We start from the raw sequence: 16587 nt of genomic DNA, 5'->3' as shown, positions 1-16587 counted from the left end.
TACTATTTTTATACTCCAAAGATGATTAATGGAGCGTTATTAACTGGGTTTTTTGTCACGATACACGGAAATTTATACACTTGAGAAATAATTTCTTGCGTCAATACTTTTTCGGGTGCATCATAGCATACTTTTTCTCCTTTGTTTAGTAGTAGGATGCGATCTGCATATTGTGCGGCGATATTGAGATCGTGGATAACAACGATCGCAGTATTGCCTTGTTTGGTAAAATCTTTAATGAGATCGAGGATTTTGTGCTGATGAAGAACATCTAAATTATTGAGCGGTTCATCTAAAAACAACAATTTGTTTTCTACTGAATTATTGAGTTGAGATAGCACACGCGCTAAGTGAACACGCTGTTTTTCACCACCCGAGAGGTGGTTGTATTCACGGTGCTGAAGCGGACATACATCAATGCATTCCATGCTGTGTTGAATCGCTCTTTTGTCTTCTTCTGACGGGGTGTGTTCAAAATAGGGATAGCGTCCCATCATAACAACATCCTCTACTTGTAAGGGAATATCTGTATTGAATGATTGAGAGAATTTAGCCTTGTGTTTTGGAAGCGTCTTTTTACACCACTTTGGATACTCACATTCTTTGAGTAAAATGCGATTACCTGGCTGATGTAACTCGTCCGCAAGTAAGCTCAAAAAGGTTGATTTACCTGCGCCATTTGGTCCTAAAACAGCAATAAATTCTCCATTATTACAACTAAAATCAATGTTGTTAATAAGGAAGGTATCTTTTGCTTTAAAACTAACTTTAAGTGCTTCAATCATTTTACAGTGATTTTTTGAATTTAATTAAAATGGCAATAAAAACAGGTGCTCCCATAATGGCTGTTAAAATTCCAATAGGAACTTCTGTAGGTGGAACTAGCGTTCGGCTAACTCCATCTGCTAAAAGTAGTAAAATACCTCCAGCAAGTATAGATAGCGGTAGGATAAAGTAGTAGTTCGACTTAAAAATTAAGCGTAGAATATACGGGACTACTAAACCAATAAAACCAATAGTTCCAGTAAAGGCAACAATGGTTCCTACCATTAGTGCAGTAAACAATATGATTCTCTTTTTAATGCGCTCTACTGTTATGCCCAAATGATTCGCGTCTCTTTCTCCTAACATCATCGCATTTAAGGCCTTGCCTAAACGAAGTAGATAGAAAAGCGATAGACCTATAACAACGGTTAGGATTGCGATTTTTGTCCAAGTAGCACCAGCTAAACTACCCAAGGTCCAAAAGGTTAAGTTTCTCAACTCTTCATCATTAGAGATAAAAGTTAATAGACCAGTCACGGAACCTGATAGTGCTGTAATGGCTACACCCGATAACAGCAAGACACTGATGTTGGTTTTGCCGTTTACTGTAGCCATTTTGTAAACAAAACTCATCGTCAGAATGGCTCCAAAAAAACTCATAATACTCAATAGCGAATAATGAAGAAATTCAGGGATGAAAGGCTTGATAAAAGCCCCTAAAACGATGGTTATGGATGCAAATAGGACTGATCCAGAGGTGATTCCGATTAAATCGGGGGACGCCAAAGGATTCTTAAACATTCCCTGCAAAGCGGTACCAGATAGAGCCAAACCACCACCTGCCAAAATTGCCATCACAATGCGAGGTAAACGCACATGAGTAATCACATATTGATCACTCGGATTCACCCTCTCAGGATGAAATAGTATATTGACAAGGGTGCTTAAACTACTATCCTCAAAATTGTATACTCCTAGAAAAATAGACACAAAGGCCAAGCATAGTAATACAAGGCCTAGGATGACTACATAAAAAGAGAGTCTTTTCTGCATGTTGTTCTTATTCTGATAACTGTTGATTTAATTGCGTAATAGCTGTTCCAATTCTAGGAGTAAAACCAGTTAGTAACAAACCATCCATAGCGATGATTTTCTTGTTTTTTCCTGCATTTGTGCGGTCAAGCCCTTCGATTTTTAATACGCCATCTACACCGCCCATACTTTGTAAACCTGTATCAAATAGTAAGATGTAATCTGGGTTGCTATTTAGTAAAGCCTCTGGTGTAAGTGGTTTAAAATCGTCGAATCCCGTTACTGCATTTTGTCCCCCTGCTAATTCGATGATGTTTTGCATTGGAGTGTTGTTTCCTGCTACAAATAAGTTAGCAGCTCCTCTTGCATAGATGAAAAGTACTTTAGGCTTGTTCTCAAACGTTTTTAACTGCGCTTGATCTTGGTCAATTTTACTAATTAAAGCCTCGTAATCTGTTAGATTTAATGAAGAAGCTACATCTTGAATTAACTTTTTAGTTCCTGCTACAGAATACTCCTGGTCAATAACCACAATTTTGATCTTTGCATCTTCTAATTGCTTTTTCAAATTGTCGTTTAAATCTTTTTTAGCAATGTAAACAATCGTTGGTTTTAACGCCATTAAAGCTTCAATATTAATCTTATTTACGTGCTCCAATTGTGCTGCTGTCGTATTCAAATCTGCAGGATAGGTACTTGTAACATCGATCCCTACGATATTTTTTCGTTGACCTAAATCAACCAATGTTTCTGTAATAGCTCCACTCAAGGAAACAATACGCTCGTTTGAAGTAGCTACTTCTGTGTTAGTTGTCTCAACAGTTTGTTCTTCTTTACTGTTTTTACACGCAACAATTGACAATGCGAGTAAGACTAAAATTGCCGTTCTTTTCATACCGGATGCTTATTTTAATTAAATCTGAATAGAGGCAAAAATAGGATTTTTTACACTCATACAAAATATATTAAGATTAATTTTAAATAATAGACTATAGCGGAGAATAAAATTGTCTAAATAAAGTAAAAATCGCAGGTAACCTGTTTAGAATAGAGGTGTTCCTATAAATAGGGACAAAGGCAGGAGAAGCTTGTTTTGAGTTTTTGTTTATTCTCTTTTTGTAGGATATTCAATCTTTTATTTGCGCTATCTTTGCGCTATTAAAAAAAGTAAATATGAAAAAAATTGTTTTTACAGCAGTAGTTGCATGTTTGGGTATGACAACTGCTCAAGCTCAATTGGGAAAATTGAGTGGAAAGAAAATTGATGCTTTAGCTACAGTAGCTTCTGCATTTACGGTATCTGATGCGGAGATTAAACAATCAGCAAAAGAAGCTATTAAGTGGATGGATGAAAATAATCAAGTGTGTTCACTGGATTCTAAACAGAAAGATATGCGTGAATACGCGGAGCGTTTAGAACGCATTTTTAGTCCTTATAAAAATTACGACGGATTAGACCTCAATTACAAAGTTTATTATGTTACTGACATTAACGCATTTGCTTGTGCTGATGGAAGTATTCGTGTATTTTCTTCGTTAATGGATATCATGACAGACGACGAATTATTGGCGATTATTGGTCATGAAATCGGACATGTGAAATTAGAGCACACCTTAAACGCATATAAACAAATTCTAATTGCAGAAGGTGCCGTGAAGTATGTGGGATCAACACAAGGAACAGCAGCAGACCTTATGAATTCGAATTTAGGGGGAATGGCAGAAAAATTTATGGGAGCTTCTTTCTCTCGTAAACAAGAAACGGATTCGGATGATTATTCGTATAAATTTTTAGTGTCAAATGGCAAAGATCCTAAAGCACTTGCAGATGGATTTCAAAAGTTTGCTGATATGGAGAAAGAATACGGTGCAGATAAATCATTAGGTGCTAAAATGTCTTCGAGTCACCCTGATAGTGAAAAACGTGTAAAACGCGTTTTAGATAAAATCAAAAAAGGAGATAAAAAGTAAGCTTCATCAAGGATAAAAAAGGGCGGTTTGTAAGCGAAACCGCCCTTTTTTTGTTGGAAGATGAACCAATCGCATTTTTGTTTTACAGTAAGACAAAAGTAAAAAGAAAGTTAAATACAAAATCTTTAGGTATTGGATGCAAGGTATTTAGTCATAGAGTTTTTAAATTTGATCTTTTAGAAGTAAAAGGTATAAGGTGTTTTGGCAATTTATACAGCTATTTTTTAAAGAATAGGGCATTGTATTGCGAATAGATTGTTTTCTGCAAACCAATGGGATTCACTATCTTTGCCTATAATTTTGATTAAAAAAGACAGATTATGTTAGATATAAAAGCAGTTAGAGAAGATTTTCCGATCCTGAAACAGCTGGTAAACGGGAAACCCTTAGTATATTTTGATAATGCTGCTACAGCTCAAAAGCCCAAAGTGGTTGAAGAAGCGATCAAAACATATTACGATACAATCAATGCAAATATTCATCGCGGTGTGCATACATTAAGTCAATTAGCGACGGATGCATATGAAGAATCGAGAAAGAAAATACAGCATCACCTCAATGCAAAAGAGGATCGTGAAATCATCTTCACCTCGGGAACTACGTTTGGAATTAATTTAGTGGCTAGTGGTTTTGGTGCTTTATTACAACCTGGTGACGAAGTGTTAATTTCTGCTTTAGAACACCATTCTAACATTGTGCCTTGGCAGTTTGCTTGTGAGCGTTCAGGAGCTACCCTTAAGGTAATTCCCATGAACCAACAAGGAGAATTAATCATGGAAGAATTTGAGGCGTTGCTATCGAATAACACAAAAGTTATGGCGGTATCGCACATCTCAAACGCACTAGGAACGATTAATCCAATCAAAGAAATGATTGCTAAAGCTCACGCAGTTGGAGCGGCAGTTTTAATAGATGGTGCTCAAGCTACACCACACATCAAACCGGATGTACAAGATTTAGATTGTGATTTTTACGTATTCTCCGGACACAAAGTATGCGGACCAACAGGGACCGGAGTTTTATATGGAAAAGAAGCGTGGTTAAATAAATTACCCCCTTACCAAGGAGGTGGAGAAATGATCAAAACCGTAACCTTTGAAAAGACAACTTATGCGTGCTTGCCTCATAAATTTGAAGCAGGAACACCGAATATTGCAGGTGGAATTGTCTTGGGATATGCCTTAGATTACCTTAATGGTTTAGGCTTTGATGCTATTGAAACTTATGAACACGAGCTTTTAGTTTATGGAACGAAACGCCTATTGGAGATTGAAGGATTGCGTATTGTGGGAACCGCAAAACAGAAAACAGCTGTTATTTCCTTTAATATCGAAGGACTACACCCTTACGATGTTGGTGTAATCGTTGATAAGTTAGGTGTTGCAGTTCGAACAGGACATCACTGTACACAACCAATTATGGATTTTTTCGGAATTCCAGGTACCATTCGAGCTTCTTTTAGCTTTTACAACACGAAAGAAGAAATCGATATTTTAGTGGAAGCAGTTAAAAAAGCACAACAAATGCTTTCATAATACAACTAGAAATTAGAAGAATATGACTATAAGAGAAACACAAGAAGAGATTATCGATGAGTTCTCTATGTTTGAGGATTGGATGCAACGCTACGAGTATATCATCGAATTGGGAAAATCATTACCCCTCATTGATGCAAAGTATCAAGTAGAAGAAAACTTAATCAAAGGTTGCCAATCTCAAGTGTGGTTGCACGCTGAAAATGTCGATGGTAAAGTTACATTTACAGCAAATAGTGATGCCATTTTGACCAAGGGAATCATCGCTATTTTAATCCGTGTTTTTTCCAATCAAAAACCAGCTGATATTCTAGAGGCTGATTTAACCTTTATTGATGAAATAGGGTTGAAAGAACATTTATCACCTACACGTGCGAACGGATTAGTGTCCATGATCAAACAAATTCGCATGTACGCTTTGGCCTTTCAAGCCAAGTAGTTTTTAATTAATAGAAAGAGTTTAAGTATGAAAGAAATAGACGTACAACAATTAGGGGAGAATATTGTTAAAGTTTTAAAAACAATTTACGATCCAGAGATTCCAGTTGATATCTATGAATTGGGATTGATTTACGATGTATTTGTCAACGAAACATATGATGTTAAAATCTTAATGACGTTGACTTCACCTAACTGTCCAGTGGCGGAAACTTTGCCAATGGAAGTAGAAGAAAAAGTAAAATCAATAGACAACGTGAACAATGTGGAAATCGAATTGACTTTTGAACCCGCTTGGTCTAAAGATTTAATGAGTGAAGAAGCACAATTAGAGCTAGGATTACTGTAATATGGAAGGGGAAATTGTAAATAAAGTTGCCAATAGTGCATTGAAAGTCTTTGATTTAGAGGATATGTATCCAACGAATCCAAGAATGGAAATTGACATTACTCAGTGGCTATACGAAGGCTTCGTACTAAGAGAAAAAGAGTTTAGAGCTGCTTTGAAAGAGGTAGATTGGAGCATCTATCAAGATGCTTATGTAGGACTTTTTTGTTCTAGTGATGCTATTCTTCCCGGATGGGCTTATATGTTGCTTACGAGCTATTTACAACCTGTGGCAAAACGCGTGTTTTTAGGTGACAAACACCATTTGGAAAAATCAATTTATCAAGAATTGCTATTTGCGCACGATTTTAGCCAATATCAAGATTTACCCGTAATTATTAAAGGCTGTTCGAAAAAGGAGATTCCAGAGGAAGCTTATGTCTTATCGACTCAGTTAATGATGAATACGGCGCGATCTGTGATGTTTGGTGAAGCATGTTCTGCAGTTCCTGTATTTAAACGTTTAACAAAAAAATAGATTTTTTTTGTCTTTCCCGGCATTTATTGTTATTTTCGTGTTAAAATAACAGTATTATGAGAAAAATTTTGCTTAGCATTGCTGCTGTGTTTATGTTGTATTCTGCACAAGCTCAGGAAGCTGAAGGTACAGAAGTTCAAAAAAACTGGACTTCAAAAGGGAATTTTGCACTTATCGCAAATCAATCTAGTTTTTCAAATTGGCAAGCAGGAGGGGATAATAACCTTGCTGGGAATGTGAATTTGAACTATGATATCAATTACAAAAAAGACGACTGGACTTGGGATAACAAGTTTCAAGTTAGTTATGGTTTAACAAAGCTAAAAGGGGAAAAAGAAAAGAAAACGGATGACCGTTTAGAAATTACCTCTTTACTTGGTAAGCAAATGACAAACAAGTGGTATTACTCTTTGTTCATGAACTTTAAAACACAGATGGATTCTGGATGGGATAAAGACGGGAACAAAAATACACACTTTATGTCTCCTGCTTACTTGCAAATAGGACCTGGTTTGTTGTGGAAACACGATGATAACTTAAAAGTAAACATCGCACCTGCAACTTCTCGTTTTATCATGGTTCATAAGCATTTTACTGAATTTGGTAGTGCTTTTGGGGTTGAACAAGGTAAAACAATGGAATACCAACTGGGGATGGCTGTTAATGGTTACTACAAATTTAACCCAATGGAAAATGTTTCTATTGAGAATATCTTAAACTTGTACTCTAACTATTTAGACAAACCACAAAACGTAGTATTGGATTACCAATTAAACGTTGTGTTGAAAGTGAATAAGTATTTATCTACTAACGTAACTTTCCAAGCGTTGTATGACGATAAAGCGTTTTCAGGTTTCCAAATCAGAGAAATGGTTGGTTTAGGAGTTAACTACACATTCTAATCAACAACTACTATATAAAAAAAGATCGAGCATTTGCTCGATCTTTTTTTATTATAGAAAACTTATTCCTTCTTGTTCAGCCTTTCTTCTCGCTTGATCCGGCCATAAACTAGCCTGTACTTCGCCAATGTGCTTCTTTCTCAAGAGAAACATACACAACCGTGACTGACCAATGCCCCCACCAATACTCAACGGAACTTGTTCGTTGAGAACGAGTTGATGGTATAGTAAGTTTGTTCGACTTGTTGTTTGTGTCATTTCCAACTGATGTTTTAGGGTTGTTTTGTCTACGCGTATGCCCATGGAACTCAATTCTATCGCTTGTTCCAAAACAGGATGCCAAACAAGTAAATCCCCATTTAAACCTTTGTATCCATCTTCTGTAGCTGTGCTCCAATCGTCATAGTCTGAAGCACGACTATCATGCGGTAATCCATCAGACAAGGGATGTCCGACGCCAATTAAAAATACAGCTTGATGTTCTTTAGTGATGGCTTGTTCTCTTTCTTTTGGCGTCAGTGTTGGATACAGCTGTAACAATTGTTCAGCGTGTATAAACGAAATGGTAGGAGGCAGTATTGGCGCTATATTTAGCTCTTGCCAAAGGTGTGCTTCCGTTTCCTTTATCGAAAGATAAATATTGCGTACAATCGCCTTTAAATAGCTCAAACAACGGTTGTGTGAGGCTATTCTCAGTTCCCAATCCCATTGGTCCACGTAGATGGAGTGAATAGGACTGTAATCTTCATCTGCACGTATGGCACGCATGTCTGTTAAAATTCCCTCATATAAAGACAGTTCAAGCTCTTGTAAGCGAATTCTCTTCCACTTGGCTAGTGAATGTACAATTACAGCATTATTTGATAAGAATTTTACAGGAAATGACACCGCTTTTTCTACACCATTTAAGTCGTCGTTTATCCCAGTACCTTCATTTACGAGCATGGGAGATGAAATAGGATACAAGTTTAAGTTTGCACTCAACTTAGAAGCAAAGGTTTGTTTAATTAGAGCAATTGATTTTTCAGTCTGTAAAATTTCTTTTTTAGGCATAATTGTACTGGGTATTAAAGGTTATAAATAAAAAAAGGCCCCTCGAATGAGGAGCCTTGAAACGTTGAATAAATAATATAATAATTAGCTTATCCTTGATCCATAGAAATTCCCCTTCGAAGTGCAGATGCAATTCAAATTAGAAGAGAAATTATTATTTACTACGTGTGTGATAAGCATAACGAATTGGCGTTTGTTTAACGGAAGAATAAAAGTACTAAATTTTATCTTTGCTGCGGTCTAAAATAAAAGTTAAATTTTATCTTCTTCATTTTCAATCAAATGGTCAAAATCTGGATACAAGAAATTATTATACGGAAATCTGGTAATGTGAATTTGTCGAACAGCTTCGTACACTGTTTTTCTGAACTCTTCAAAGTTTTCCTTATTCGTTGCCGAGATGAAAATGGCATTTTCAGGACCTACTTTACCCATCCAAGTTTTTTTCCACTCATCTATAGAATAATGACGCGAAGTGCGTTCGGTCATTAAATCGTCTTCAGCAATTACTTCTGGATGATAAGCGTCAATTTTGTTGAACACCATAATGGTCGGTTTGTCATCACTTTTGATGTCTTTCAGAATTTCGTTGACAGAAGCAATGTGATCTTCAAAATCATGGTGTGAAATATCAACAACGTGTAAGAGTAAATCTGCCTCGCGTACTTCGTCTAAGGTACTCTTGAACGACTCTACCAGTTGCGTAGGTAACTTGCGTATAAAACCAACTGTATCCGAAAGAAGAAACGGCAAATTGCCAATGACAATTTTTCGAACGGTTGTGTCTAAAGTGGCAAACAACTTATTTTCAACAAAGACCTCACTTTTTCCGATAGCATTCATTAAGGTTGATTTACCTACGTTGGTATACCCTACAAGAGCCACTCGAACCATAGCTCCACGGTTGCTGCGTTGAGAAGCCATTTGCTTGTCAATCACCTTTAGTTTTTCGCGCAACAAGGTGATGCGATCGCGAACAATTCGTCTATCCGTCTCGATCTCTGTCTCCCCAGGACCACGCATTCCAATTCCCCCACGCTGTCTTTCCAAGTGCGTCCACATCCCCGCCAAGCGCGGAAGTAAATATTGGAATTGAGCTAATTCAACTTGTGTTCTCGCATAAGAAGTTTGAGCGCGTTGTGCAAAAATATCTAAAATCAAATTCGTGCGGTCTAGAACCTTACAGTCTAATAGACGCGAAATGTTCTTTTGTTGTGCAGGTGACAATTCATCGTCAAATATTACGGTGTGAATGTCGTGTTCGACAATATAATATTTGATTTCCTCCATCTTTCCTGTTCCCAAAAAGGTCTTTGGATTAGGCTGATCAAGCTTTTGACTAAAACGCTTGTGGACCTCCCCACCTGCGGTTATCGTTAAAAACTCAAGCTCATCCAAGTACTCATTTAATTTCGCTTCATCTTGATCTCTATTGATAATCCCTACAATGACAGATCTTTCAAAATTTATTTCTTCTCTTTCAATCATATATATATTGTCTATGGTAACAAAATTAGTAAAAAAATATGGCTTAAGGGTTTAGTTGTTTAATTGTTTGATTTTTTCTCTATTTAGAGATATAAATTTGTGAATATTAGTAAAATCACCTTGTTTTATACGTAATAAATAGTTAATTTTTATTGAGTATAAAATGAATTTATACTCAAAAAGAGGGTTATTTAGTAGATTAATTCAATAATCAAGATTTTCTGTTAAATTTAATATAATAAATAGCATATATTTGGTCCTAATGAACCCAAAACTTATAATGTATGAAAAGAATTACAATGCTATTTGTTTTCTTGTTTAGCATCTCTTGGATGTATGGACAAGATGTAACGATAGGACAAGGAACCTCACGAGAGCGATATCCCTTCGGAGCTTCGTATGGTTTTGAACGTTCTGCTGCTTTATATACAGCAGCGGAGATCAATCAGACAGGATTTATCAATAGCTTGGCATGGAATGTTAGCTACTTAGAGGAAGCAAGACCAATTCGGATATTTTTAAAAGAGGTCGAATCAAGTACGCTTATTGCTGCTAATTGGGATACTTTTATCACTGGAGCGACGCTAGTGTATGATGGTGTTTTTAATCCAAGCAGTACTGGTTTTGTTAGTCAAACTATTTTTCCTTCTTTTAATTATACTGGTGGAGCGAAAAATCTACTCGTTTTAGTAGAGACGAATTATGGTGGTGGTGGCGGTGGTTCCTCGTATGGAGTTCATGCGACAACTGCCGAGAATATGCACTTTTTCGCTCGTACAGATTATGCCCCTCCAACGGTTAATTTAGATGCGGCAACTACAAGGCCAAACATTAAATTATCGTTTGGTGCAGAAGCTACTTGCCCCCCAGCAAGTGCAGTGATTGAAACCATAGGAGCAACTAGGTTTAATTTTACGGTACCTTATGCAACTGCCATGCAGAGCCTAGAGTATGAAGTGCGTTCATCAGGTGCTGCAGGTTCTGGAGCAACAGGATTAGCTGCTTCAGCAACGGTTACTGATTTAAGTACGATGCCTATTGCAGTAACGGGTTTAACCGAGGATACTGCTTATTCCTTGTATGTTCGCCCAATTTGTGCAACGGAAACAACTTCTTTTTCAAGTGCTATAGCTGTTCGAACAGGTCTAGCGGGGGCTATCGGTTCAGGTACAACAACGAATGATTACCTACCTATTTATACTTTTTATGGATCGAATTATTCTCAGATGATTTACACAACTGAAGAGGTAGCCGCTGCTGTCGGAGATCGTCGTTTGGTAGACAAAATAAGATTGTATTATGCAGACGGAGGATCTGATCCAGAAACGTACAACAGTTGGACTGTCTTTATGGGGAATTCGACCCAAGCTAATTTTGCAAGTACTACAGCTTCTTCTTGGGTAGCACATGAAAGCTTAGGACAAGTTTTTTCAGGAGAGGTTGATTTAAGTTTACCTGCTGGACGTTGGATAGAGATTCAATTAGATGAACCTTTTGTATGGGATGGAGTAAGCAATTTGGTCTTAGCAGTATTTGAAGATAGTCCTAGTTATAGTTCGGGTGCTAAGTTTAGAACCTTTGCCACTACAGAAAATAGAGGAATTTTGAAATATACAGATAGTGCATTAAGTCCTGTTATTGCTACTTCAGGATCAGCTTCTAATGTGTATAAATACGTACCTCAATTGCAATTAGCAACCATAGAGAGTCCGGAGTGTTATATGCCACTTGCCTTAAATGGAACCAATGTTACGGAGTCTTCTTTTACGTTGGGATGGAATTTTTTAACTGGTTCAACGAATAATGGATCAGAGTATTATTTAACAACAGATCCAACTCCTCCAACAGAGGATACTGTTATCACAGGAGCTTTTGATCAAGATGTTATAACAGCTGAAATAACTGGATTAGACGAGAATACATACTATTATGTATTTATGCGAACAATCTGTACAAGTGGAGATCGAAGTGAATGGTCTAAAAGACCATTGAAGGTTAAAACTGGATTAGTTCCTGTTGCATTACCATATAGTGAAGAATTTGAGAATAATCCTACCTTTGGTTTTGAAAATGGAGAAAAAAATCTTTGGTTCATCGGTACCGCTGTTCATAATGGAGGAACAAAAAGCTTATATATTAGTAATGATGAAGGGGTATCAAATAAATATTCAATAGGAACAGCCCAAGTTTCTCATGTTTATAAAGATATTATCATTCCAGATGACGCAACTGAGATTGAAGTGCGTTTTGATTGGATAGGAATGGGAGAAGGAAGTGATCCAGCGAATGACTATGACAACGTGGGTTCAGGAGCTGGTGCCCGAACAGGAACAGATAATTTCAGAGTTTGGATGACTCCAGTTTCTTATTTTCCTAGTATAGGAGTAAATACAACTACAGCTAACGGTGTAAAGTTAGGTGTGGATTACTATGGAAACAACGTATTTAGAGCGGGATCAGCCGTTGGAAATGTTGCAGCAGTACAAGGACAAAGAAGACGTATTATCATCGAATGGAAAAACGATAATTCTGGTGGAACACAGCCACCTGCTGCGATAGATAATTTGAACATCACTGTTAAAACATGTGCTAGTCCAACAAACTTTAGAGTTGGTAACACTGCACAGACAACAGCTCAAGTGAGTTGGAATACAGTTCCAGGAGCTACAAGTTATGATATTTACGTATCAGAACAACCGACAATTCCGACAAATACAACAGTGGTTACACATACTACAACTGCGAGTCCATTTACAATTCCCAATTTGAGATCAAATACCGGATATTATTTTTGGATTCGTTCTGTTTGTTCTACTTCAAGTAAGAGTTATTGGGTTGGTCCAATCAAAGTATTAACATCACAAGTACCTGGAGAAGTTCCGTATATCGATGGTTTTGAAGAAAATCATAGCGAATGGACAGTGAATAGAGCTTCTAATTCTTGGATTGTTAGTGGAGTTGTAAATAATGGAGGGACGATGTCTATGATCGTATCTCAAGATGGAGGAAGAACACACACCTATGATACAGGAGCATACTCGGTCGCGCATGCTTATCGCGATATCTTAGTTCCAGATGATGCTGAGGAATTGCTCTTAACGTATGATTGGAAAAATATGGGAGAGATTAAGAGAGGTAAAGGGGTTGACTTTTTCCGAATTGTAAAAGTTCCCGTAACAACTTTCCCATCTCGAGGATCAGCACTGACGTTGAACGATGAGAACGTTTTAGTAGGAATGCCGTTTTATGGCGATTCAGACCGCTTCAAAAGAGAAGGTGCTGCTATTGATGTTCGCGCTAATCAAGGTCAAGTGATTCGAATTGTATTGGAGTGGAAGAACGATTATGAGAAAGGAGTACAACCACCAGCAGCAATAGATAATATAAATATTGACTATTCAAGTTGTCCTGCGGTGACGGATGCTACGGCAGAACTTATCCGCCGTACAGACGACTTTATATTATCATGGACGCCTAAGGGAACTGAAACTCGTTGGCAGGTGATTACACAACAACAGGGAGCAGGTCGTCCCGATTATTTGGCAACTACAGGTGTCATTGTTGAAGGAACGCCAGAATATATTATCGAGAATGTTCCACAAGGTGAATATTTTGAATACTATGTTCGCCCAATTTGTGGAGAAGGCGATGACGAGAGTTTAGGTGTGTGGTATGGACCAATTCAATATTCGAATTTCTTGCCTCCAATGTGTGCAGATATCGATGAAGGCCCAGTAGAGTGGCCGAAAAATGAAAAATTTGACTATTTGATTTGCCAAGATGGTCCTGTAAATCAGACTTTAGTGGCCAATTATTTTGATATTAAAAAGACGGATAGATATACCGTAGAATCAATTCCTTATGATCCTCCTTTCCCATTCTTTGGTGGAGATGCCATTGACCTAACACAAGATGACGAATGGTCTGATGTTATTGACCTTGGTTTTAATTTCTGTTTCTATGGAATAAACTATGATAAAATCTTGATTTCAACGAATGGTGCCATTACGTTTAGTATTGAAGGAGAAGTTGAAGGAGGAAGGGTTGAACCCGGATCATATAGCGCATACAGTGTAAATCAACCAGTACCTTATCCATCTACGGCTGATAATGCTCCATTTATGGCTGCTATTCACGGAATCATGCAAGATGCGGATCCTTCTGATTCGCCAGATGATTATTCTGTGAACTATCAAATTTTAGGGGCTGCTCCATGTCGTGCTTTGGTATTTAATATGTACCACATGGGAATGTTTAGTTGTGGATTCGATGAAAACGATATTGAAGGCTCAACAACAACAACTCAAATTGTGCTGTATGAAGGAACCAATATTATTGAAGTCTATGTGAAAAATAGAAAATACTGTAGTTCGATGAACAGTGGAAAAGGGCTAATAGGAATCCAAAATGAGGATGGTACAGTGGGAATTGCCCCTCCAGAACGCAATACGGGGGCATGGAATGCTTCAAATGAGGCTTGGCGTTTTATGCCTGACGGTGACACTTCTGTAGATTTTAAATGGTATAAAAACGGAGAAGAGTATTCAACAGAAAGTGAAATTGATGTTGTTATTACAGAATCGGTAAACTATGTTGCTAGAGCAGTGTATGAAACTTGTGGGGATAATAATCTTGTTATTGAGCGTGAGTTCAATTTCTTGAAAGAAGACTTTGATGTAGCCTCTTTACCAAATGTTTATACCTGTGGAAGTTTTGAAGATGAAGGTAAGGTGTTGATTGATATTTCAGAGAATAAAGCGCTTGTTTTTGCTGATTTGGGAGAAGGAAGTATGGATAAGTATACCGTAGAGTACTTTGCAGACCCAGAATTTAAAACGCCTGTACTTGATATCGTGGAAGTGACAGGAGAACTTCTTGTATACGTAAAAGTGACAAACCTCACAACCAAGTGTAGTAAAACAGTGAGCTTTAAAGCAATTCGCGTGGCTCCTGTTCAACCTACAAAGTTAGGAAAACAAGAGGGCTGTGAAAGCGTTGTGTTGCCTAACCTATTAGAAGGTGAAGTTTATTATAGTCAACCAAACGGACAGGGAACAATGTATAAAGGAGGCGATGTTTATGACGTAATTGGAGATAGCGTTTTATATGTACAACGAACAGGTAGTCAGGGATGTAAATGGGATGCTCCAGTCGATATTACGGTTTATGCTGCTGCAGAGGTGGACAAAATTCAAGATGTTGTCATGGAGTGTGAGGTATATGTATTACCTGCTTTGTCGGAAAATAATCGCTATTTTACAGCCCCTAATGCTCAAGGAGAAGAGCTGATGCCAGGAGAGCGAATCCTTGAACCAAGAAAGATTTATGTTTATGCAGTTAATGGTACAAGTAAGGTGTTCTGTGATGCTGAACACAGTTTTACAGTCGATTATATAGATTGTCCAATTCCGAAGGGTATTTCACCAAATGGCGATGGAATAAACGATACTTTTGATTTGAGTAATCACGGAATTTCGAAGATTCAAATCTTTAACCGTAACGGTGTTGAGGTTTACTCACACGGATTAGGGTATAAGAAGGAATGGTTTGGACAGAACAATTCTGATAAATTGCTCCCAGTAGGAACATATTATTATGTAGTTGTTTCTAACGGAAAAGTCAGAACAGGTTGGGTACAACTTAATTATTAATAGTAGCAATCAACTGTGTGGCAACACACAGTTGATTCTCAATAAACAAGTATAACGTATATGAGAAAAATATATTTAACATTAGGACTATTGAGCGTGCTTAGTAGTTTAGATACACAAGCCCAACAAAATCCTCAATACACCCAATACATGTACAACATGAGTGTTGTCAATCCTGCGTATGCTGGATCCAAAGACGCTGTATCCATGGGAGCTTTGTACCGCAAACAATGGGCAGGCTTTGATGGCGCTCCACAAACGGGAACGTTTTTTATCAACAGTCGCGTGGGTAAGAAAGTTGGAGTTGGGTTGTCTTTTATCAATGACCGCATTGGTCCAGTAACGGAGAACAATATCTACGGAGATTTTTCATATACTTTGGAGTTAGGCGGCGTGCATAAATTAGCGTTAGGGGTAAAAGCCGGTGCAACGTTTCACAGTGCCGATTTGTTTTCTAAAGTAGGAAATGGGTATACCTTAGATCCCGCTGACCCTGCATTTGGTGCAGATAGCAAGTCGACGCTTTTTAATGCGGGAATTGGAGCGTACTACTATACGGATAAATACTACGTTGGTTTGGGAGTACCGAATTTAATTAAGGAATACTACTTGAATTACGACGGAAAAGACTTTGGACAACGCGAGATACACATGTACTTGAATGGGGGTTATGTATTTGATTTAGATCAGGACTGGAAATTAAAGCCCTCGACGATGATTAAATACGCGATGAACTCACCTGTATCGTTTGATTTGAACGTTAATGTGATGTATCAGAACAAGATCGAGGCAGGGCTTAGTTACCGCTTAGAGGATGCTATTGGCGGAATGATCAACTACCGCGTTACTCCTCAATTGCGCGTGGGTTATGCATATGATTACGTTA

13 protein-coding genes are annotated in these 16587 nt (G+C 37.7%); 8 read left to right on the top strand and 5 right to left on the bottom strand.

Going from position 1 to position 16587, the window contains the following annotated elements; translation table 11 throughout:
- Positions 1-8 precede the first annotated feature (8 nt).
- From H4K33_RS07730 to H4K33_RS07720, 3 genes are read right to left on the bottom strand one after another with little or no spacing between them, the layout of a single operon-like run.
- The gene (locus H4K33_RS07730) at positions 9-785 is read right to left on the bottom strand and encodes a heme ABC transporter ATP-binding protein (RefSeq protein WP_182647885.1); all 777 of its coding nucleotides are present in this window, start codon (positions 783-785) and stop codon (positions 9-11) included.
- 1 nt (position 786) lies between these two features.
- On the bottom strand, positions 787-1818 hold the full coding sequence (locus tag H4K33_RS07725; RefSeq protein ID WP_182647884.1) for an iron ABC transporter permease: 1032 nt from the start codon (positions 1816-1818) through the stop codon (positions 787-789).
- A 7-nt stretch (positions 1819-1825) separates the two neighbouring features.
- Positions 1826-2692 carry a hemin ABC transporter substrate-binding protein gene (locus H4K33_RS07720; RefSeq protein ID WP_182647883.1) on the bottom strand — a complete coding sequence of 289 codons (867 nt, stop codon included), beginning with the start codon at positions 2690-2692 and terminating at the stop codon, positions 1826-1828.
- Between the two features lie 278 nt (positions 2693-2970).
- Between H4K33_RS07720 and H4K33_RS07715 the strand changes: the two genes are divergently transcribed.
- From H4K33_RS07715 to H4K33_RS07690, 6 genes are all read left to right on the top strand, one after another.
- Positions 2971-3768, top strand: a complete 798-nt coding sequence (locus H4K33_RS07715; RefSeq protein ID WP_182647882.1) for a M48 family metallopeptidase — start codon at positions 2971-2973, stop codon at positions 3766-3768.
- A 320-nt stretch (positions 3769-4088) separates the two neighbouring features.
- Entirely contained in the window at positions 4089-5303 is a 1215-nt protein-coding gene (locus H4K33_RS07710) for an aminotransferase class V-fold PLP-dependent enzyme (protein ID WP_182647881.1), read from the top strand.
- A gap of 22 nt (positions 5304-5325) precedes the next feature.
- On the top strand, positions 5326-5742 hold the full coding sequence (locus H4K33_RS07705) for a SufE family protein (RefSeq protein ID WP_182647880.1): 417 nt from the start codon (positions 5326-5328) through the stop codon (positions 5740-5742).
- A 27-nt stretch (positions 5743-5769) separates the two neighbouring features.
- Positions 5770-6090, top strand: coding sequence for an iron-sulfur cluster assembly protein (locus tag H4K33_RS07700; RefSeq protein ID WP_182647879.1), 321 nt, complete (start codon positions 5770-5772; stop codon positions 6088-6090).
- A 1-nt stretch (position 6091) separates the two neighbouring features.
- Complete coding sequence (locus H4K33_RS07695) at positions 6092-6607, top strand: DUF2480 family protein (RefSeq protein WP_182647878.1); 516 nt, start codon at positions 6092-6094, stop codon at positions 6605-6607.
- 56 nt (positions 6608-6663) lie between these two features.
- On the top strand, positions 6664-7509 hold the full coding sequence (locus H4K33_RS07690; RefSeq protein ID WP_182647877.1) for a DUF3078 domain-containing protein: 846 nt from the start codon (positions 6664-6666) through the stop codon (positions 7507-7509).
- 51 nt (positions 7510-7560) lie between these two features.
- Here H4K33_RS07690 and asnA read toward each other — a convergent pair whose 3' ends face one another.
- Both asnA and hflX read right to left on the bottom strand, forming a co-directional pair.
- Positions 7561-8562, bottom strand: a complete 1002-nt coding sequence (gene asnA / locus H4K33_RS07685; RefSeq protein WP_182647876.1) for an aspartate--ammonia ligase — start codon at positions 8560-8562, stop codon at positions 7561-7563.
- A 252-nt stretch (positions 8563-8814) separates the two neighbouring features.
- On the bottom strand, positions 8815-10050 hold the full coding sequence (gene hflX, locus H4K33_RS07680; protein WP_182647875.1) for a GTPase HflX: 1236 nt from the start codon (positions 10048-10050) through the stop codon (positions 8815-8817).
- 284 nt (positions 10051-10334) lie between these two features.
- Between hflX and H4K33_RS07675 the strand changes: the two genes are divergently transcribed.
- Positions 10335-15701: a gliding motility-associated C-terminal domain-containing protein gene (locus H4K33_RS07675; protein ID WP_182647874.1), complete on the top strand. Its 5367-nt coding sequence runs from the start codon at positions 10335-10337 to the stop codon at positions 15699-15701.
- 60 nt (positions 15702-15761) lie between these two features.
- Positions 15762-16587: type IX secretion system membrane protein PorP/SprF (locus H4K33_RS07670; protein WP_182647873.1), on the top strand; the 826-nt coding region annotated here is incomplete at its 3' end.

Source organism: Myroides sp. WP-1, assembly GCF_014145635.1.
Classification (GTDB): Bacteria; Bacteroidota; Bacteroidia; order Flavobacteriales; family Flavobacteriaceae; genus Flavobacterium.
This window is presented reverse-complemented; position numbering and strand designations above follow the sequence as displayed.

Coding starts and splice junctions, on each gene's coding strand:
- H4K33_RS07730 (WP_182647885.1), bottom strand. CDS start 785: ATGATTGAAGCACTTAAAGTTAGTTTTAAAGCAAAAGATACCTTCCTT.
- H4K33_RS07675 (WP_182647874.1), top strand. CDS start 10,335: ATGAAAAGAATTACAATGCTATTTGTTTTCTTGTTTAGCATCTCTTGG.
- H4K33_RS07705 (WP_182647880.1), top strand. CDS start 5,326: ATGACTATAAGAGAAACACAAGAAGAGATTATCGATGAGTTCTCTATG.
- H4K33_RS07720 (WP_182647883.1), bottom strand. CDS start 2,692: ATGAAAAGAACGGCAATTTTAGTCTTACTCGCATTGTCAATTGTTGCG.
- H4K33_RS07715 (WP_182647882.1), top strand. CDS start 2,971: ATGAAAAAAATTGTTTTTACAGCAGTAGTTGCATGTTTGGGTATGACA.
- hflX (WP_182647875.1), bottom strand. CDS start 10,050: ATGATTGAAAGAGAAGAAATAAATTTTGAAAGATCTGTCATTGTAGGG.
- H4K33_RS07690 (WP_182647877.1), top strand. CDS start 6,664: ATGAGAAAAATTTTGCTTAGCATTGCTGCTGTGTTTATGTTGTATTCT.
- H4K33_RS07695 (WP_182647878.1), top strand. CDS start 6,092: ATGGAAGGGGAAATTGTAAATAAAGTTGCCAATAGTGCATTGAAAGTC.
- H4K33_RS07725 (WP_182647884.1), bottom strand. CDS start 1,818: ATGCAGAAAAGACTCTCTTTTTATGTAGTCATCCTAGGCCTTGTATTA.
- H4K33_RS07700 (WP_182647879.1), top strand. CDS start 5,770: ATGAAAGAAATAGACGTACAACAATTAGGGGAGAATATTGTTAAAGTT.
- H4K33_RS07710 (WP_182647881.1), top strand. CDS start 4,089: ATGTTAGATATAAAAGCAGTTAGAGAAGATTTTCCGATCCTGAAACAG.
- asnA (WP_182647876.1), bottom strand. CDS start 8,562: ATGCCTAAAAAAGAAATTTTACAGACTGAAAAATCAATTGCTCTAATT.